Origin of the sequence: Tateyamaria omphalii (assembly GCF_001969365.1) — a bacterium.
In the GTDB taxonomy this organism is placed as follows: Bacteria; Pseudomonadota; Alphaproteobacteria; order Rhodobacterales; family Rhodobacteraceae; genus Tateyamaria; species Tateyamaria omphalii_A.
The window spans coordinates 2,044,168-2,060,472 of record NZ_CP019312.1 but is presented as its reverse complement, the minus strand read 5'-3'; the positions used below and the strand labels follow the sequence as shown (position 1 = coordinate 2,060,472).

Genomic DNA, 16,305 nt, shown 5'->3' with positions numbered 1-16,305 from the left:
TACGAATCGAGAAACGAAATCTATTAACTCTTGGTTTTTATTGAAGAAACGAGATTGGCGGCAGGAGAGAAATACAGTGCCTGATGACAGTAGGCTTCCTCCAATCACCCTCCCGGTTGGCGAGAACCCGCGGGAATCCAGTTCAGCGCTAGCGGATTACCGCCGCCTTCGAGACGCAAGGTCAGCTGCGCGAGCGGAAGAACGCCGACAGGAGGGGGCGGAACCCGCAATACGTGTACTCAAGATCGCTCCCGAGTGGCTGGAAGTTACCGATACGGCAGCGCATTTGCTTGACCACGTTGGGCTGGATATAGAGGTCGCAGTCTGGCTGATCGAGGCGCGCACGCGGCTTGAGGGGTTTGCCGGATTGGCCGAATCGCTTCGGCGGCTCGCGGACATGGTTGAGTCCCACGGAACCGATCTCCATCCACAACCCGAAGACGCACTCGATCGCCCGTTCGACATAATAGGCGCGCTGAACGGGGTGGGCCGGGAAGGCACGCTGATCGCTCCGCTGCGCCTCGTGCCGCTGCCCGCGGACGGGAATTATGGTGAGCATGGAGTGTGGAATGTGACGGATGGCGGGGCAGGCCCTGCTGTTGCAACTGCTCTGGCCCAGGCTGGGCCAGCGGCGATTAGCGCGCAACTCCGCGCAATAGAAACGGCCGGCGCTCAACTTGAGCGATGTGATGGCCTTCTGAGTGATCTGCTCGGCCCAGAGGCCCCGCCATTTAACAAGATCGAAGACGCGTTGGACGAAGCGGCCCGGACCATTCGCAGTCTGGCGGCCGATAGTCTCGTGCAGGATGCGGGCAGTGATGCTTTGCCGGGTGACGGTACTGCTTTGTCAGCGCGCGGATCGCCTGCGGATATGCCCGCCTTAGCAAAAATCACGTCGCGCGAAGACGCTTTTGACCAGATGTTGCGTATCGCGGCGTACTTTCGTCGCGCCGAACCGCATTCACCCATTGCAGATGCCCTCGACACGCTCGTGCGCCGCGGGCGCATGGATTTCGCAACGCTGCTGGCTGAATTGATCCCGGACGATCATGCACGCCGTGCCGTGATGACAACAGCGGGTATCGGTCGGCGACCCGACAACAACCAGAACGGAGAATGACCTGACGCAACTGGCGGCAGCCATGCCGCACGATCACGACCAAATCCGCGAAACGCATTTCAATTGCAGGTGAAAATTCACCTCACGCCAACGCCAGAATTTAAGGAGGCCACACATGGCAAGTATTCACGACAAGCTCGACAAGGTGCGTAAACCGCGCGTCCACATCAAGTACGAGATCGAAACCGAAGGCACGATGGTCGAAAAGGAACTGCCCTTTGTCGTCGGTGTTCTGGGCGATTTTTCGGGTGATCCTACTGAAAAGCTCAAACCGTTTGGCGAGCGCAAGTTCGTTCAGATCGACAAGGACAACTTTGACGATGTGATGGCCAAGATGACACCGGGTCTGAATTTCCGGGTCGAAAACACGCTGAGTGATGCGGATGAGGATATGAAGGTGCAACTGTCCTTTTCCCGTCTCGAAGACTTTGAGCCAGCTCAGGTCGTGAGCCAGGTGCCCGCTCTGAACAGTCTTCTCGAAAGCCGCAATCAGTTGCGCGACCTGTTGTCCAAGGCTGACCGTTCAGAAGAGCTCGAGACGTTGCTTGAGAAGCTGCTGCAAGACGATGCGGCGATCAAGGACGTAGTGGATCAACTCCAAGCGCAAACCGCTGACCAGGGAGACAAGTAATGGGTACTGAATTTCAAGCCGAACCGGGTGCAGCCCAAGCCGTCAAAGACCAGTCGCTGCTCGACAGCGTTATTGGCGCGACGCGGCAGACCGAACCAGACCGCACCAAGGAACTGCTCAAGACACTGACCGATGCTGCACTTGACGGCACCGTCAGCTACAATCGAAACCTGACGATCACGCTGACCAAGGCGATTGAGGCGCTGGACGAGAAGATCTCGGTTCAATTGGCGGCGATCATGCAAAGCCCGGAGTTTTCCAAGCTGGAGGGATCGTGGCGCGGTCTGTGGCACCTTGTGCAGAACTCGAACACCTCTGCCAATTTGAAGATCCGGGTGCTGAATGCGTCCAAGACCGAAATTGGGCGGGATCTGGCCAAGGCGGTGGAATTCGACCAGTCGCGTCTGTTCAAGTCGATCTACGAAGACGAGTTCGGCACGCCTGGCGGTGAACCGCTGGGTGCGATGATTGGTGACTTCGAGTTCGACAACAGCTTTGAAGACCTCGAGTGCCTGCAGGGCATCAGCCAGGTTTCGGCCGCCGCCTTCGCTCCGTTCATTTCGGCGGCCGCGCCGCAGCTGTTTGGCTTCGACGACTATACGGAACTGGCTAAGCCGCGAGATTTGTCAAAGATCTTCGACGCGTCCGAGTATTCAAAATGGCGCAACTTCCGCGCATCGGAAGAAAGCCGTTTCGCAACGTTGACCATGCCACGGGTGCTTGCACGTATGCCCTATGGCCCAGACACACGCACGATTGACGAATTCAGCTATGACGAGGCTGCGTCGTTCGAAGGCGACCGCATCCCGCACAACAATTACTGCTGGATGAACGCGGCTTATGCCATGGCGGCCAGTCTGACCGAAGCGTTTAACCAAACCGGTTGGTGCACAGCGATCCGCGGGGCCGAAAACGGCGGCAAGGTCGAGGGACTGCCCATGCATCTGTTTTCGACCGATGGGGGGGATACCGACATCAAGTGTCCCACTGAAATCGCCATCACGGATCGGCGCGATTCAGAACTTGGGGCAATGGGTTTCCTGCCGCTCTGTTACTATAAGAACCACGACTACGCTGTCTTCTTTGGTGCGCAGACAACACACAAACCAGCCAAATACGATCGGCCCGAAGCCACGGCGAATGCAGCGATTTCGGCCCGTCTGCCCTACATGATGGCGACGTCGCGGTTCGCGCATTACCTGAAGGTGATCGGGCGCGACAAAATCGGGTCCTTCATGGAGCCGGAGGATTGCGAAGCCTGGCTGAACCGTTGGATCAACAACTACGTGAACGCCAATGACGACGCGGGCCCTGAGATGCGGGCGGCTTATCCGCTTCGCGATGCACGCGTTTCGGTCGAGGAGATCCCAGGCAAACCGGGCAGCTACAACGCCGTCGCCTGGCTGCGGCCCTGGCTTCAGATGGAAGAGCTGACAACGTCATTGCGGATGGTCGCGCGGATCCCGGAGAAGCAGTGACATGAACACCGTTACCGTCATCGCCCCGCCAAGCGCGGGCGGTGCTGGGGCGGCGTTGTTCGATGAACCGGACCAGGCCGCAGCGCATATTGCCGCTCGGGTTGACAGGCTCATTTCCGCAATCGACGCCGCCCTGACCCGTCAAGTCAACGCGATCCTCGGGGCACCGCAGGTCCGTGCACTGGAAGCGCGCTGGCGCGCTCTTGCACGGCTGGTTGAACAAGCGGGGTCTGACGGGCAAGTCGTCGTGCGTGTGCTCGACGTCGCTTGGCCAGATCTGGTGCGCGATCTGGATCGCGCGGTGGAGTTTGACCAATCCCATCTGCACCGCGTCGTGCATGACAACGAGTTCGGGATGCCCGGTGGGGTGCCCTTTGGTCTGATTGTCGGGGACTATGCTGTGTCTTCGGCCACGGATCGCGCGCGCGGTGATCAGGTCGAAACGCTGGCGCGACTGGCTGCGGTTGGTGCGGCCGCGTTCTGCCCCATTGTGCTGGGTGCTGCGGCGGATCTCTTGGGGGTTGAGTCGCTTGACCGGATCGCCCCGCACACCGATCTGTCTGAGCGTCGGCCAGGGCGGGGAGAGGAAGCGCATGCCATGCGGTGGGCCGCGCTTCGTAGGCGGGAGGATACCCGGTTTTTGGGTCTTGTGGCACCCGACCTTGTTATCCGCGCGCCGCGTGCGCGGCTGGCGCCTGACCGCGCAGACGGGTTCACTTTTGACGAGGAGATGCGTGCCCCGCTGACGGTGATCGGCGCCTTTGGCTTTGCGTCCACTGTGATGGCGGCCTACCTCCGATCCGGCTGGTTTGCCGCAATACGTGGTGCCGACGATGACGGGCAGGGTGGTGGCACGGTTCCGAACTGGCCCGGGCATGATTTGGGTGTGGACCGTCATGGATTGTCGTGTCAGCCGCCCGCGACGTTGCGACTGACCGCCACGCAGGAGGACGCCCTGATCGCACGCGGTGTCATACCGCTCAGCACGCTGCCACTGAGTGGAACGGCCGTCTTCAACGCCAATCCATCGCTGCATCTGCCAACCCATTTCGACAGCGGGGCCGTAACTGAAAACGCGCGCATTTCCGCCATGTTGCAATATGTGCTCTGCACTTCGCGCTTTGCCCATTATCTCAAGGTTTTGATGCGTGACGAGATCGGCTCGATTGCCCCACGAGAAGCGATTGAAAAGGGCCTGAGCGATTGGTTGCGGGCCTATTGTCTTGGCAATGAAGATGCCGATGCGGCGCTTAAGGCAGAGTATCCGCTGCGCGATGCGTCTGTCACGGTCGCGCCCTTGCCGGGCCGCCCCGGCGCGTATGCCGCCACGATCCGGCTGCAACCGCATTTTCAACTCGACGACATCTCGACCAGCTTTCACCTCGTCTCCGAGGCGCCGGCTGGCGTGGAAAGGAACATCGCGTGAGTATTTCAGTTCGTGAACTGTTGCTGCAGGACGCCGTTTCAGAGGCGGTGGATGTCGCCGTTTCAGGTGTTAAATCGACGCCGCAGGATGTTGATTTGCGTATAACGCTGGCGCAACTATTGGCGCTGTCGGGAGACTTGGAACGGGCAGAAACCCATGCCAAGATGGCGCAGCTGCAGGATGTCCAGCGTGCCACGGCATTGTCGGAATTCCGACAATACCTGCGTGCATTGCACGCCCGTGACGCGTGGTGGTCGCATGGGGCCGCTCCAGATTTTCCAGGCGAACCGACGTCCGCTGATGCGATCGCCATGGCGCTGCATGTTGCGCTGCGCGCTGATAACTTGGCCGAAGTGTCCGCATTGGCTGATAGACTAGAAGACGTCCGTACATCCCGTCCGGCCATTTGGGATGACCTTGAGGTCGAAGACCTGCGCGACGTCGATGATCGCCTGCCGCACGCGTTGGAGGCCCTGACATCGGGTGGCTACTACCTTTGGATTGACCTTGCGCGTGTCGCTCTGATTGATCTTAGCCGCATCGCGGCCCCTTTCGATGTGCTGGCACGACCCGCACGCCTTGGTTTGCGCGATGGGTCGACAGCTGATCTGCGATTGGTCGCTATCTATGACGCACCGCGCACAGGGGCGGAGAGGCTTGGTCGGGTCACCGAGTTTTCGCAGTTGGCCCCCGGCGTGACACGCGCCCATGGGCAGCGATCTTATCTGTTGAATGACACACTCGGCGGTCTGCTGGATGCATCGCAGGTGGTGCTCAATGGTTAATCAGATACGACACACAAAGGCGCATAGGGACCGCGCTGCGCCAGCTTTACTTGACCGGTTAATCGACCTTGATCCCGATCTGTCGGAAGACGCCGCAATGACCGAAGCGGACACGATTGCCGGTTTGCGTGCCGCGCTGCGCCGAGATCTGGAAATGCTTTTGAACACCCGCTCCGCCCCGGGCCATCGTCCAAAGCATCTGGCTGAGCTTGGTGACAGCGTGTTGAGTTACGGCACGGGCGATTTTTTTTCCGCGGAACTGGTGACCCAAGCGCAGCGCACGGCATTTTCCGAAGAGATCCGCAAACGGATCGAGACGTTTGAACCGCGGTTGATCAATCTGACCGTGGACCTCGTGTCCGACCCCGTACCGTCTCGTCGTCATCTGCGATTGCGGATCAAGGCGCGCCATGTGGCGCGTCCGGGTCTGCCGCCGGTTGTGTTTGAGACGTCAATGGATCCGATTGCCGGGCGTTTCAGTGTCAGCGATGCCGCAACGGGCGGCGGAGCGGGAAGGGGAGAGCGCCGTGACTGACCGTTTCCTCGATTTCTACAATTCCGAGCTTGATGCACTGCGACGACGTGCGGCGCGATTTGCGGCAGCGCACCCCAAGATTGCCGCCCGGCTGCGCCTGTCCGACGATGCCGCAGATGATCCAAACATCGAGCGGCTTATCCAGTCGTTTTCCTACACCGCTGCGCGTGTCCGCCAGAAACTCGAGGATGGGTTGCCTGAGCTGACAGACGGCTTGCTGGAAACTCTTTACCCGCACTATCTGGCGCCACAGCCCGCATTCACAATCCTGTCCTTGTCCCCAGACCCGGCGCTGGACGGCGCGTTGTCGGTGAAACGGGGGACTGAAGTGGTTTCAGAGCCCATTGATGGCGACCGCGTTCGATTTGCGACGACGCAGAACGTGAATCTGGCGCCCATTCGGCTCACCGACACACGCCTGCGCCCGCGCCCGTTCGAAGCTCCACCTGCACCGGCTGGTGCGGCTGCGTGCTTGCGGCTTACCATTGAAACGACGGGCTCAGTCCCGCTCCGCGATATGGGGCTGGACAGACTTCGGCTGTTCCTTTCGGGACCAACAGCGCAGGCACAGGGGCTGGCGCGTCTGATGCTGCAATCGATTCTGGGGGTGACGCTCGCGGCCCATACGTCAGACCCGTATGCGCGCCGCATGCCCGCCACGTCCGTCAGGCCGGTGGGCTTTGACGCTGAAACGGCTTTGACACCGTGGCCCGAGGGCAGTTTTGCTGGCTATCGCACCCTGGCCGAGTTTGCAGCGCTGCCTGAGAAGTTCCTGTTCTTTGACATCGACCTTGGCCCGCTGCGGGAAACCAACAGGTTGGATGTCTACGTGTTTTTCGATCGCCCGCCGGACGATACCCTGACGCGGGTCGGGGCGGGGTCGATCACATTGCATGCCACGCCTGCCGTAAACCTGTTCCCAGCGCGCGCAGAACCCATCGCGTTGGATGGCAGCCGCACGGCATATCCCCTGGCCGCCGACGCACGCCGCCCCCGGACGCGCACGGTTCATTCCGTAAGACGTGTCACCATCGCCGGGGCGGACGGCAAAACGCAGACTGCCCCGCCTCTGTTTCACCGACTGACGGACCGCAGGGCGGGCGAGGTCTATTGGCACTTGCGTCGCCATGCATCCGAAGATGAAAAGCACCTCGGAAGCACCACACTAGCCTTTGTGGACCGGCGCGGCATCGACGCAACGTCGGAGCCGGGTACAGCTGGTGTCGATATTCTTGCGACAAATGGAATGCTCTCGCGAAAGCTGCCTTTTGGAGGTGGTCAACCCGCGCTTGGCCTGTCGTCGCCGATCGACCACGTCACCGCAGTTACGTGTTTGCGCGCGCCTACCAAACCGCGACCGCCTGCATCAGATGATGACCGCGCCTGGCAGTTGATGTCGCATCTGTCGCTGAACCATCTGTCGCTGCAATCGGGCGGTGCCGCGACGCTGCGCGATATTCTGCGGCTCTACGATCCCGGTGACGGGCCCGACATCACCCAGATGATTGATGCCATCGACAGCGTTGACACCGCCACGGGTCTTGCACGCATCGACGGTGTAAATGTCACCGGGACGGACATCACCCTGACGCTGGATGACAATTGCATCGCGGCTGGGCAAGCGGTTGTCTTTGCTTCTGTTCTGGACCGATTTTTCGGGTGTTACACGACACTGAACACCTTCACCAGATTGCGTGTTCGCCTCAAGAACCGGCTCGATACACTTGCGCATTTCCCGGCGCGTGCTGGCGAGGGAGCATTGATTTGATATGACCGAACCGCGCGCCCTCTTTGATAGCCTGTGTCAGTCCCCCCATGCGTTTGAGCCATTGACGGCGCTCAGACTGGCGCAGATGGAAGCGAAGCAGCGTGGCATTCCGATCCAGATCACTGCCCCCCCAACGGGCACACTGGCGCCGACGGCGATTGCGCGCGTATCCGCAGATGCGACAGCGGTTCGGGTGGAAGCGAATTTTGCCGGACTGGTTGGCCCACTGTCTCCGCTTCCACCCGCATGGACTGAACTCGCGGCTGCGGACCGTCGGCGCCGCGCGGGCGGTTTGAGCGCTTTTCTCGATCTGTTCTCGGCTCGGCTGGCAATACTGTTCGCCCGAGCGGCGGCAAAATATGATCTGCCCGTGCTTTTGCAATGGGCGCCGCGTCGGGCCAACCGTGTGCTGACGGCACTGCACGCTCTGATCGGGCTTGCGACTCCTGGACTTGAGACACGTGCCCCCCTGCGGCAGGACGCGATACTTTTGCATTCAGGTCTGCTTGCAGGGCGCACTCGGTCGTCTGTAGCCGTTGCTGCCATCGCCCGCAGACACCTTGGCTTGCCTGTTCAAATCAAACAATTCCAGCAGAGATGGCGGGAGGTGCCACAAGCAGAGCAAACCCGACTGAATGGCAGCAGAAGTCTGGGATCTGACGCAAGCACAGGATCATGGATACGTGACCGTACGGGGCAGGTCCGGGTGATCATTGGGCCAGTGCGCTACTCGGATTTCCTTTCACTGGAGCCCGGCCAGCCGCGCTTGCGCGACTTTGCGCAGCTTGTCCGGTTTGCGATTGGTCCTGTTTTGGATTTTGACATTCAGGTTGTCCTGGACCGACGCGATATTCCGGAAACCCAGCTGGGCGGTGATGGTCCGCAGCCACGGCTGGGTTGGAACAGCTGGGCGCGCGATGCGGAGGCGGCCGACGACAGTTTCGAAGCGATCATCGACGGCAAAAAGGCGATGTGTGCATGACGCTGGTTCTCGAACATCTTGAAGCGGGCGACAGGCGGATCGTGCAAGCCGGGCAGCCCTTTACGCTTGGCACCTTCCCTGACGCGACTTGGTCGCTGGCGCATAGCGGAAAGGATGGTGGAGGAGAGCTGCGCGTGACGGCAGATGGTGGTGGCGCAAGCGTTGTGCTGGTGCGTGGCACGGCCCATCTGGACCAACGGGCACTGCCAGCAGGAGAGGCGCGCGCGGTTTCGGATGGCGCGGTGATCGGTCTTGGCGCGCATCGCATCGCTGCGCGCTTTCGCACTGACTTGACCGACGCCCGCGCGACAACCGCACCAACGATCAGCGCGATCCTTGCTGATGTCGCGCCGGGCGGCATCACGGCGGAAAGCCCGGTCCCTGCGCGGTCTGACGACGACTGGATTGCCAGATTGACCGGCGAAAGAAAAACCAAGCGCCCTGACTGGGACCGACTGGGCAGTTTTGAACACCGTTCTGAAGTGACTGCGGAGAAAGGCGAACGCGACGTGTCGCTTGACACCTTGCGCTCCGGCGGGGCGTTCCTACCGGACGATTGGGATATGGAAGCATCCGAAGGCGCGGTATCGGACGCGGATGCGCGCGCCAGCCAGTCGCGCGCGACCGGTCATGTGGTCCCGGCCAAAGCGCTGAGCCAAAAGAACGTGCAGGTGGACCGCCGCGTAGGACCCGACGGATTGGCCTTTCTGCGTGGTGCCGGGCTGTCAATCAACGAACTCGACGATCTTACGCAGGATGCGATGTATGCGCTCGGTGCGATGTTGCGGACTGCGCTCGACGGAGTTGTCGACATGGAACGCGCCGCCTTGAGCCGTGCCGCGGATCATGGCGATGAGGCGGCGAACTTAGTGCCTGGCGACTCGATCCGAATGATTTTGGGCGCGGTGCAAGCTGGCGGCGAAGCGTCGGCGGATTTGGATGCGCGGTTGGATGCCCTGGCGCGCACCCACGCAGCCACCCATAGTGGTGCATATGCCTTTGCCGCAGCGGCACGCGTGTTGCTTGATCCCGACAGCCTGCGCGCGAATGCCACCAATGCGCTTCGGGTAGGCACAGCCACGCGCGCATGGGCGCTTTATGAACAGCGCTTTGCCGGGGGCGGTGACGTCCCGCCGCTTTCGGACCGTGCCCTCAACGCCGCAATCCGCGCGAGCTATCTTGAAACGGAAGAGAACGGGACGGCCGACGAAGTCGCTTCCCCGCTGCCGACACCCGGTGGCCTACCGCGCAAATGACAGGAGAAGACGTTTCGTGAAGACTGACAACCGTGTCGCCTGGACTGAGGGTATGTTCCTCAAAGTACAGCATTTTCAGCAGGCTGACCGATGGACCGAACGGATGCTGCGCGACCGCACTGCGGCGATGCGTCCCTACTCGTGGGGCTTTACCCGTTTGGAGATCGACCGCTCGGCTCTGGGCGTCGGACGCGTGGCCTTGTCGGCGCTCTCATGCGTGTTGCCGGATGGCACGCCTGTTTCCGCCCCGGACATGGCCGACTTGCCCGCGCCAGTTCAGTTCGCGGAAGGATCAGGATCGACAACCGTCTATCTGGCGGTACGGATGGCAAGAGGCGGACAGGATGAGTACGGCCCGGTCGGTGATGGCACGGCGAGGCACAAGCGTGTTGAATACGAAGCCGAGGACTCGAATGCTGACACGTCGTTCACCGCGGCGATTGAAGTTGGCCGGTTCGAACTGTCCCTTAAAACCGACAGGGACGAACGCGAGGGCTTTGAGTGCCTACCGGTTGCGCGCGTGATCGAAACGGGTGCTGACCTCTCCGTCATTCTGGATGAGACCATGATTCCGCCAACAATGCTTGTTGGTGCAACGCCACGTCTGAAGGGGTATCTGACGGAACTTGTGGGCCTTCTTCAGCATCGGTCGGCTGCGATTGCACGTCGGATTGGTGATCCTTCGATCCGTGGCGCTGCCGAAATCGGTGACTACATGATGCTTCAAACCCTGAACCGGGCCACGCCGCATATGGCCCATCTGGACGCGCAGGCCGGTCAGATTCACCCGGAACGGATGTTTGCCACGCTTGTTGGTCTCGCCGGGGAACTGGCGACGTTCACGGCGGCAGACAGCCTCGCGCCCGATTTTCCGCCCTATGGTCACATGGAACCCGAAGCGACATTTGCGCCGGTGATGGATGAGCTGCGGCGGGCTCTCTCGGCCGTCTTGGACCAATCGGCGACGCCCATCCCGCTTGAGACGCGCCGCCACGGCGTGCGGGTCGGTATGCTGGCAGATGCGGGGCTGAAATCCGACGCGGCCATGGTGCTCGCTGCGCGGTCGGAACTGCCGGTGGAGCAGCTGCGGCGCACGCTGCCGAACCAGATTAAGATTGGCCCGGTGGAGCGTATCAGCGAGTTGGTGAACGTGGCCCTTCCGGGCATCCCGATCCGTCCCTCTCCGGTGGCGCCGCGGCAGCTGCCGTTCCGCGCCGGGTCCGTCTATTTCGAACTTGAAACGTCTGATGATCTTTGGGCGGCCGCGACGGAAGGGGGCGCGCTTGCAATCCACTTGGCGGCAGACATTCCGGGCATTGACCTTGAGTTGTGGGGGATCAGAGGGTGACCAACGAAGCCCGAAAAAACAAGGATCAGGCGGCGCGTCGTCTGCCGGAGCAGGATGATGAAGCGCCACGTATCATCCTGCCCACGCCGGGAGGCACACGCCCTTCGGAGGAACCGGCGACGCAAGTTGTGGAGGTCGACCCGCCTGCGCCCGCCGCAGAACTTTCTGTCGGAGACATCCTGAATGGCTTTCGGTTCACGGGTGGCGATTTACCGGAAATGGTCGCAAGGGCGGCACCGCTCTTGAACCTGGCTCATGCGCTTCGGGCGGGGCAGAACCCACCATCTGTCGCCGAGTTGCGGCGAGAACTGACCGGAGCCGCGCGCCGGTATGAGGCTGCGCTCGCAGCGGCAGGCACGCTTCCGGATCAGGCACGTGCGGCGCATTACGTTGTGTGTGCGACCCTCGATGACGTGATCCGAAACACCGATTGGGGCAGCGAATGGGCCGTCGAGGGGTTGGTATCGACCTTTCACCATGACGTTCTGGGGGGGGACAAGGTCTTCGCGTTGCTTGACCACTTTCAACAGACCCCGCGCAACAACCGCGATCTGCTGCTCCTGATATACCTGTGCTTGTCGCTCGGCTTCGAAGGCCGCGCGCGCGTGTCCTCGCGGGGACTGGCCGAGCTGGCTCTGGTCCGTGAAAACCTGTTCCGCACCCTGCGCACGCAGTTCGACATCGTCGAGCGTGATCTGTCACCGCAATGGCGGGGTGAGGATGCGGCGCATAGCCCAATTCGCGCGGGCCTCCTTTTTTGGCTCGTGTCCGGGACAGGGGTGCTGGTGCTGCTCACTGTGTTTATCGTTTACACATCCCTCCTCAACCACGCTGCAGACGCGACACTGGCGCGGCTATCGGTGCTGCCGCCTGACGGTCCGCCATCATTGTTCCTGCCGGAGCCTCCAGCGCCGGAACCCGAACCGGAGCAGGTCATTGTGCCAGCGCCAGCGCCGGAAAGCCCGCCACCTACACCGCCCATCGACGAATTTGTCGCATTTCTGCAGCCGGAGGTGGATGAGGGGCTCGTGCGCCTCCTGCGCGCCGAGGATGCCGTTCTTGTCCGCATCGCAAACAACGGGGCATTCGGATCTGGCAGCGCAACCATCGAAGACGCGTTTCTTGATGTGTTCGACCGGATCGGTCAGGCGCTCGCGGCCGAGACATTCGATGTGACCGTGCTTGGCCACACCGACAATGTCGGCATCAGGGCGGCTCCGTTCCCGAACAACTACTTCCTCAGTCAGGCGCGCGCCAGCGCCGTACGCGACCTGCTGCTGCCTTATGTTGAGGAACAGCGGATCAGCATTGATGGCATCGGGCCTGACCGCCCCATTGCCACCAACGACACCGAAGCCGGACGAGAGGCGAACCGGCGCACCGAAATCCTTGTGATTGAGCCTGGGGCGCGCGTGCCGGACAGCCTACTGACCGAAGGACTCCCGAATCCTGACGGACTGCCCGCACCAGTGGAGGCATTACAATGAACCCGCTTGGCATGTGGACCTCGCTCCGGTCCAACATCTCGTCTTATGTCTCCGTTCTTGGGCCGCGTTTCGTGTCACTGGTCTGGGTTGGTGCAATCTGCGTCATCATCTGGATGTTCGGGCCGCGGCTTCCATACGGGGGTGGATATCCACTTGCGCCGGTCCGCACGCGTTTGATCGCAATTGCTGTCGTTGTTGGTATCTGGCTGATCTATGCTGCTGTGATGTGGTTGCGTCAGCGCCGCCGGGCGCGGGCCGAGGATGATGCGATCTCGGAAAGTCCGGAGGCGATTGAAGCGGGCGAAACCCGCGAAGAAATCGCGGCCCTGCGCGACCGCTTGCGCACAGCGCTCAAAACAATGCGCAGGCTGGCCAAACGGCGGTTCGGCGCAGCTTACGAATATCCGTGGTACCTGATGATGGGCGCGCCCGGTGCGGGCAAGACGACGCTCCTCACACGCTCCGGTCTGAAATTCCCATTGGGGGATGCAGAAGGCGCCGATCCGGTCAAAGGGGTCGGCGGAACCCGCAATTGCAACTGGTGGTTCACCGACCGCGCCGTTCTGATCGACACGGCGGGGCGGTACACCACTCAAGAAACGGGCCGCGCGCGTGATCGCGAAGGTTTCCTTGGCTTTCTGGCGATGCTGCGCAAGACCCGCCGCCGCCAGCCGATCAACGGCGCCATTCTGACGCTGTCGCTGACGGATCTTCTGGCGCAGGACCCGGAGGAGCGCCTGCGTGACATCCGTGCAATTCGTCAGCGCCTGACCGAGATGGAAGAGGCACTGGGCGCGCGTGTACCCGTCTACGTTGTGCTGACCAAGGCGGACCGCCTGACGGGCTTTGGCCGTTTCTTTGACGCGCTTGGGCAGGAAGGGCGGCGACAGGTCTGGGGCATCACATTCCCATATGGCGAGGCGGAGGAAACGCGCGGACCCACTGCCAGCGGAAACCTTGCTGACGTCTTTTCGCGCGAATTCCACATCTTGCTTGCCCGTTTAAACACAATGCTGATCGAGCGGCTGCAGCAAGAGACCGACATCTCTGAACGCGGGCGTATCTTTCGCTTTCCGGCGCAAGTGGCCGCCCTGCACGACGCCTTGCGTGAAATCATCGAAGAGCTGTCCTCGGGCACCGGTTCTGTATCCGAACCCCTCTTGCGGGGTATTTATTTTGGCTCGGCCACGCAAGAACGAGCCATGCAGCCCGCATCTGTCCCTGGCGTTCCGCGCACCGCGTCATCAATGAACCGTACCTACTTTGTCGAACGGCTGTTTCGCGACGTGATCCTTGGTGAGGCCGCTCTGGTTGCCCGGGATGAGCGTGTGGGACGGCGCCAACGGATTGCGACGACCGTCGGCACGGCCATTGCCGCCCTGATTGGCGCATTCTTCCTTGCCAGCTGGACCTTCGGCTACATGGCCAACCGACAGGCATTGGCCGCCATCGACACGCGCCTTGCAGAATACGAGACCCTGACCAATACGGTCCCGGTGCGCGATGTCGAGGACCAGGATTTTCTGCGCATTCTACCGGCGCTTGAACGCCTTGCGAGTAGCCCGGATGCCTTTGACACAGTCGAGGTCGGTCCAGTTCCGTTGCAGCGCGCCGGGCTTGGGATGGACCGCCGCCCGCGCATTGAAGGAGGGCATGCCACTGCCTATTCCCGCGCGCTGGGTGCGTATCTTCTGCCGCGCTACATGGTTGCCCTGCAAAACGTCCTGAAGGATCCGGAAACATCCGAGGCGCGCGCCTTTGAGACGTTGAAACACTATTTGTCACTCGCGGGCCTTGGCCCGATCGACCGTGACGGTTTGTTGGCGCAATCCGAGCGCATCTTTGCAGAGCTTTATTCCGGGGCTGGCCGTGAAGCGACGCGCGTGGCTCTTCAGGACCACGTCACCGCAATGCTTGATAAAGGTACGCTGCCCGTTCTCGAGATTGACGATCACCTTGTCGCGGACGTGCGTGAAACCGTGGAAGAGCGCAGTCCGGCGCGTCGGGTGATTGACCTTCTCTCAGTGCGCGAAGCAACACGTAGTCTGAGCGATTGGCGTGCAGCAAGTGTTGCCGGGCCGCAATCTGGCGACGTGTTCGCCAGTGCCATTGCGGGGGTGCGCGTTGACGGCCTCTACACCCAAACGGGATACCGCGAGGTCGTCATTCCGCAGCTTGGTTTTCTTGCCGAAGTCGCTGCGAGCGAAGATTGGGTGCGCGGGCCGGGTGCTGCCACGCGCGCCGACCCTACGGAAATCGCGATGGAAGCGATAGCACTCTACTATAGCGAATTTGAACGCCGCTGGCGCGACGCAATCGCGAATACAACAGTAGCCGAGACCGACAGCTTGGGGGATGCCGCGGACATGATGTCTGCGCTCGCATCCACGTCTGATCCTTTGGGGCGTCTGGTGCGTGACATCGTTGCACAAACGGACCTGACCGGTGTCGCGGATGGCGAAGAACTAAGTCTTGCCGAATTGCCCATTGATCCCACTGCGGCACCTGATCCGTTTGGGCCGCTGCGTCGGTCACTTGAGAGCAAAAACGGTGAAGCAGGCAATGACGTCGACGCGCTTTCGGCTTTGACGCCGCTGTATGACGAAGTATTTCAGCAACTCAATCGACTGGACATGCCTGATCCGGCTGCAGCCCAGGCACTTGCATCCGAAAACGGGCTGCGTGATGCTGCGCAATCGCTCATGGCCGCAGGTCGGCAATTGGATACGCCCGCCGACACTTGGGTTGTCACGATCGCCGCGCGGGTCGCCGAAGCCTCTGTCGGACAGGCGCGTGCCGCAGCCGACCGCCACTGGCGGGCGCGGGGCGCTGCGGCATGCACCCGCGCCGTCAGCGACCGCTATCCATTCAGTGCGGCCGCATCCGCGGAAGTCACCCGTAGTGATTTCATCGCCATGTTTGGACCTACAGGGCTGTTTCAGACTTTTTTCGACGAACATCTTGCGCAGATCGTGGACACAACAACCGATCCGTGGACTTTCAGCGGTGGTCTTTCCGGGCCGACCGCAGATGTCACTGCATTGCAGCAATTCCAGCGCGCGGCCGCAATTCGGACTGCGTTTTTCCCCAACGGAATTGCCGAACCTCGGATCGAACTTTCGGTTGACCTGATTGACATCGCGCAAGACGCCAACGTGGCCCTTTTCTTCGTGGGCAGCGCGCGCGCCGCGTTTCGCCAAAACCTGTCAGACGGAACGCGACTGGTTTGGCCGCCGGATAAGGGGGGCGATATCGCAAGTGTGATGCTGCTGCCGGGTGACAGGGCCACCGCACCGACCGCGACCGGCGCCTGGGCCCCTTTCCGTTTGTTGGACAAGGCGAAAACGACGCCTGGTAACGACAACAGGTTTAACGCGACATTTACCGTTGATGGGAGATCCGTGACCTTCCGCATCACGTCTGGCAGCGTGAACAATCCGTTCATGTTGCCTGCGCTGTCCACCTTTCGATGCCCGGAGGGGTTTTAGA

Annotated in this window: 12 protein-coding genes; all 12 read left to right on the top strand. The window is 61.4% G+C overall.

The features are described 5' to 3' along the window. The first annotated feature begins 76 nt into the window (after positions 1 to 76). The 12 genes from BWR18_RS10210 to tssM all read left to right on the top strand — a co-directional run bounded on the left by BWR18_RS10210 (position 77) and on the right by tssM (position 16,304). Complete coding sequence (locus tag BWR18_RS10210; RefSeq protein ID WP_076627969.1) at positions 77 to 1,120, top strand: ImpA family type VI secretion system protein; 1,044 nt, start codon at positions 77 to 79, stop codon at positions 1,118 to 1,120. A 115-nt stretch (positions 1,121 to 1,235) separates the two neighbouring features. After that, complete coding sequence (gene tssB, locus BWR18_RS10205; protein WP_076627967.1) at positions 1,236 to 1,751, top strand: type VI secretion system contractile sheath small subunit; 516 nt, start codon at positions 1,236 to 1,238, stop codon at positions 1,749 to 1,751. After that, entirely contained in the window at positions 1,751 to 3,229 is a 1,479-nt protein-coding gene (gene tssC, locus BWR18_RS10200; RefSeq protein ID WP_076627965.1) for a type VI secretion system contractile sheath large subunit, read from the top strand. Before tssB ends, tssC (BWR18_RS10200) begins: the two co-directional genes overlap by 1 nt. Before the next feature lies 1 nt (position 3,230). Beyond that, positions 3,231 to 4,655 (top strand): type VI secretion system contractile sheath large subunit, encoded by a 1,425-nt coding sequence (gene tssC, locus BWR18_RS10195; RefSeq protein ID WP_083957683.1) that lies wholly within the window; start codon positions 3,231 to 3,233, stop codon positions 4,653 to 4,655. Beyond that, positions 4,652 to 5,440, top strand: coding sequence for a type VI secretion system accessory protein TagJ (locus BWR18_RS10190; protein ID WP_157598703.1), 789 nt, complete (start codon positions 4,652 to 4,654; stop codon positions 5,438 to 5,440). Before tssC (BWR18_RS10195) ends, BWR18_RS10190 begins: the two co-directional genes overlap by 4 nt. Further along, on the top strand, positions 5,388 to 5,975 hold the full coding sequence (tssE, locus tag BWR18_RS10185) for a type VI secretion system baseplate subunit TssE (RefSeq protein ID WP_083957682.1): 588 nt from the start codon (positions 5,388 to 5,390) through the stop codon (positions 5,973 to 5,975). Before BWR18_RS10190 ends, tssE begins: the two co-directional genes overlap by 53 nt. Further along, the gene (gene tssF, locus BWR18_RS10180) at positions 5,968 to 7,743 is read left to right on the top strand and encodes a type VI secretion system baseplate subunit TssF (RefSeq protein ID WP_076630241.1); all 1,776 of its coding nucleotides are present in this window, start codon (positions 5,968 to 5,970) and stop codon (positions 7,741 to 7,743) included. The genes tssE and tssF overlap by 8 nt, the downstream gene beginning before the upstream one ends. Before the next feature lies 1 nt (position 7,744). After that, positions 7,745 to 8,725, top strand: a complete 981-nt coding sequence (gene tssG, locus BWR18_RS10175) for a type VI secretion system baseplate subunit TssG (protein WP_076627960.1) — start codon at positions 7,745 to 7,747, stop codon at positions 8,723 to 8,725. Continuing rightward, a complete protein-coding gene (locus BWR18_RS10170; protein WP_076627958.1) occupies positions 8,722 to 9,981 on the top strand; it encodes a hypothetical protein in 1,260 nt (419 codons plus the stop codon). Before tssG ends, BWR18_RS10170 begins: the two co-directional genes overlap by 4 nt. Next, positions 9,962 to 11,329 (top strand): type VI secretion system baseplate subunit TssK, encoded by a 1,368-nt coding sequence (gene tssK, locus BWR18_RS10165; RefSeq protein WP_368073609.1) that lies wholly within the window; start codon positions 9,962 to 9,964, stop codon positions 11,327 to 11,329. The genes BWR18_RS10170 and tssK overlap by 20 nt, the downstream gene beginning before the upstream one ends. Continuing rightward, positions 11,326 to 12,816: a type VI secretion system protein TssL, long form gene (gene tssL, locus BWR18_RS10160; protein WP_076627954.1), complete on the top strand. Its 1,491-nt coding sequence runs from the start codon at positions 11,326 to 11,328 to the stop codon at positions 12,814 to 12,816. Before tssK ends, tssL begins: the two co-directional genes overlap by 4 nt. Beyond that, positions 12,813 to 16,304 carry a type VI secretion system membrane subunit TssM gene (tssM, locus tag BWR18_RS10155; protein WP_076627952.1) on the top strand — a complete coding sequence of 1,164 codons (3,492 nt, stop codon included), beginning with the start codon at positions 12,813 to 12,815 and terminating at the stop codon, positions 16,302 to 16,304. Before tssL ends, tssM begins: the two co-directional genes overlap by 4 nt. Position 16,305: the final 1 nt, after the last annotated feature.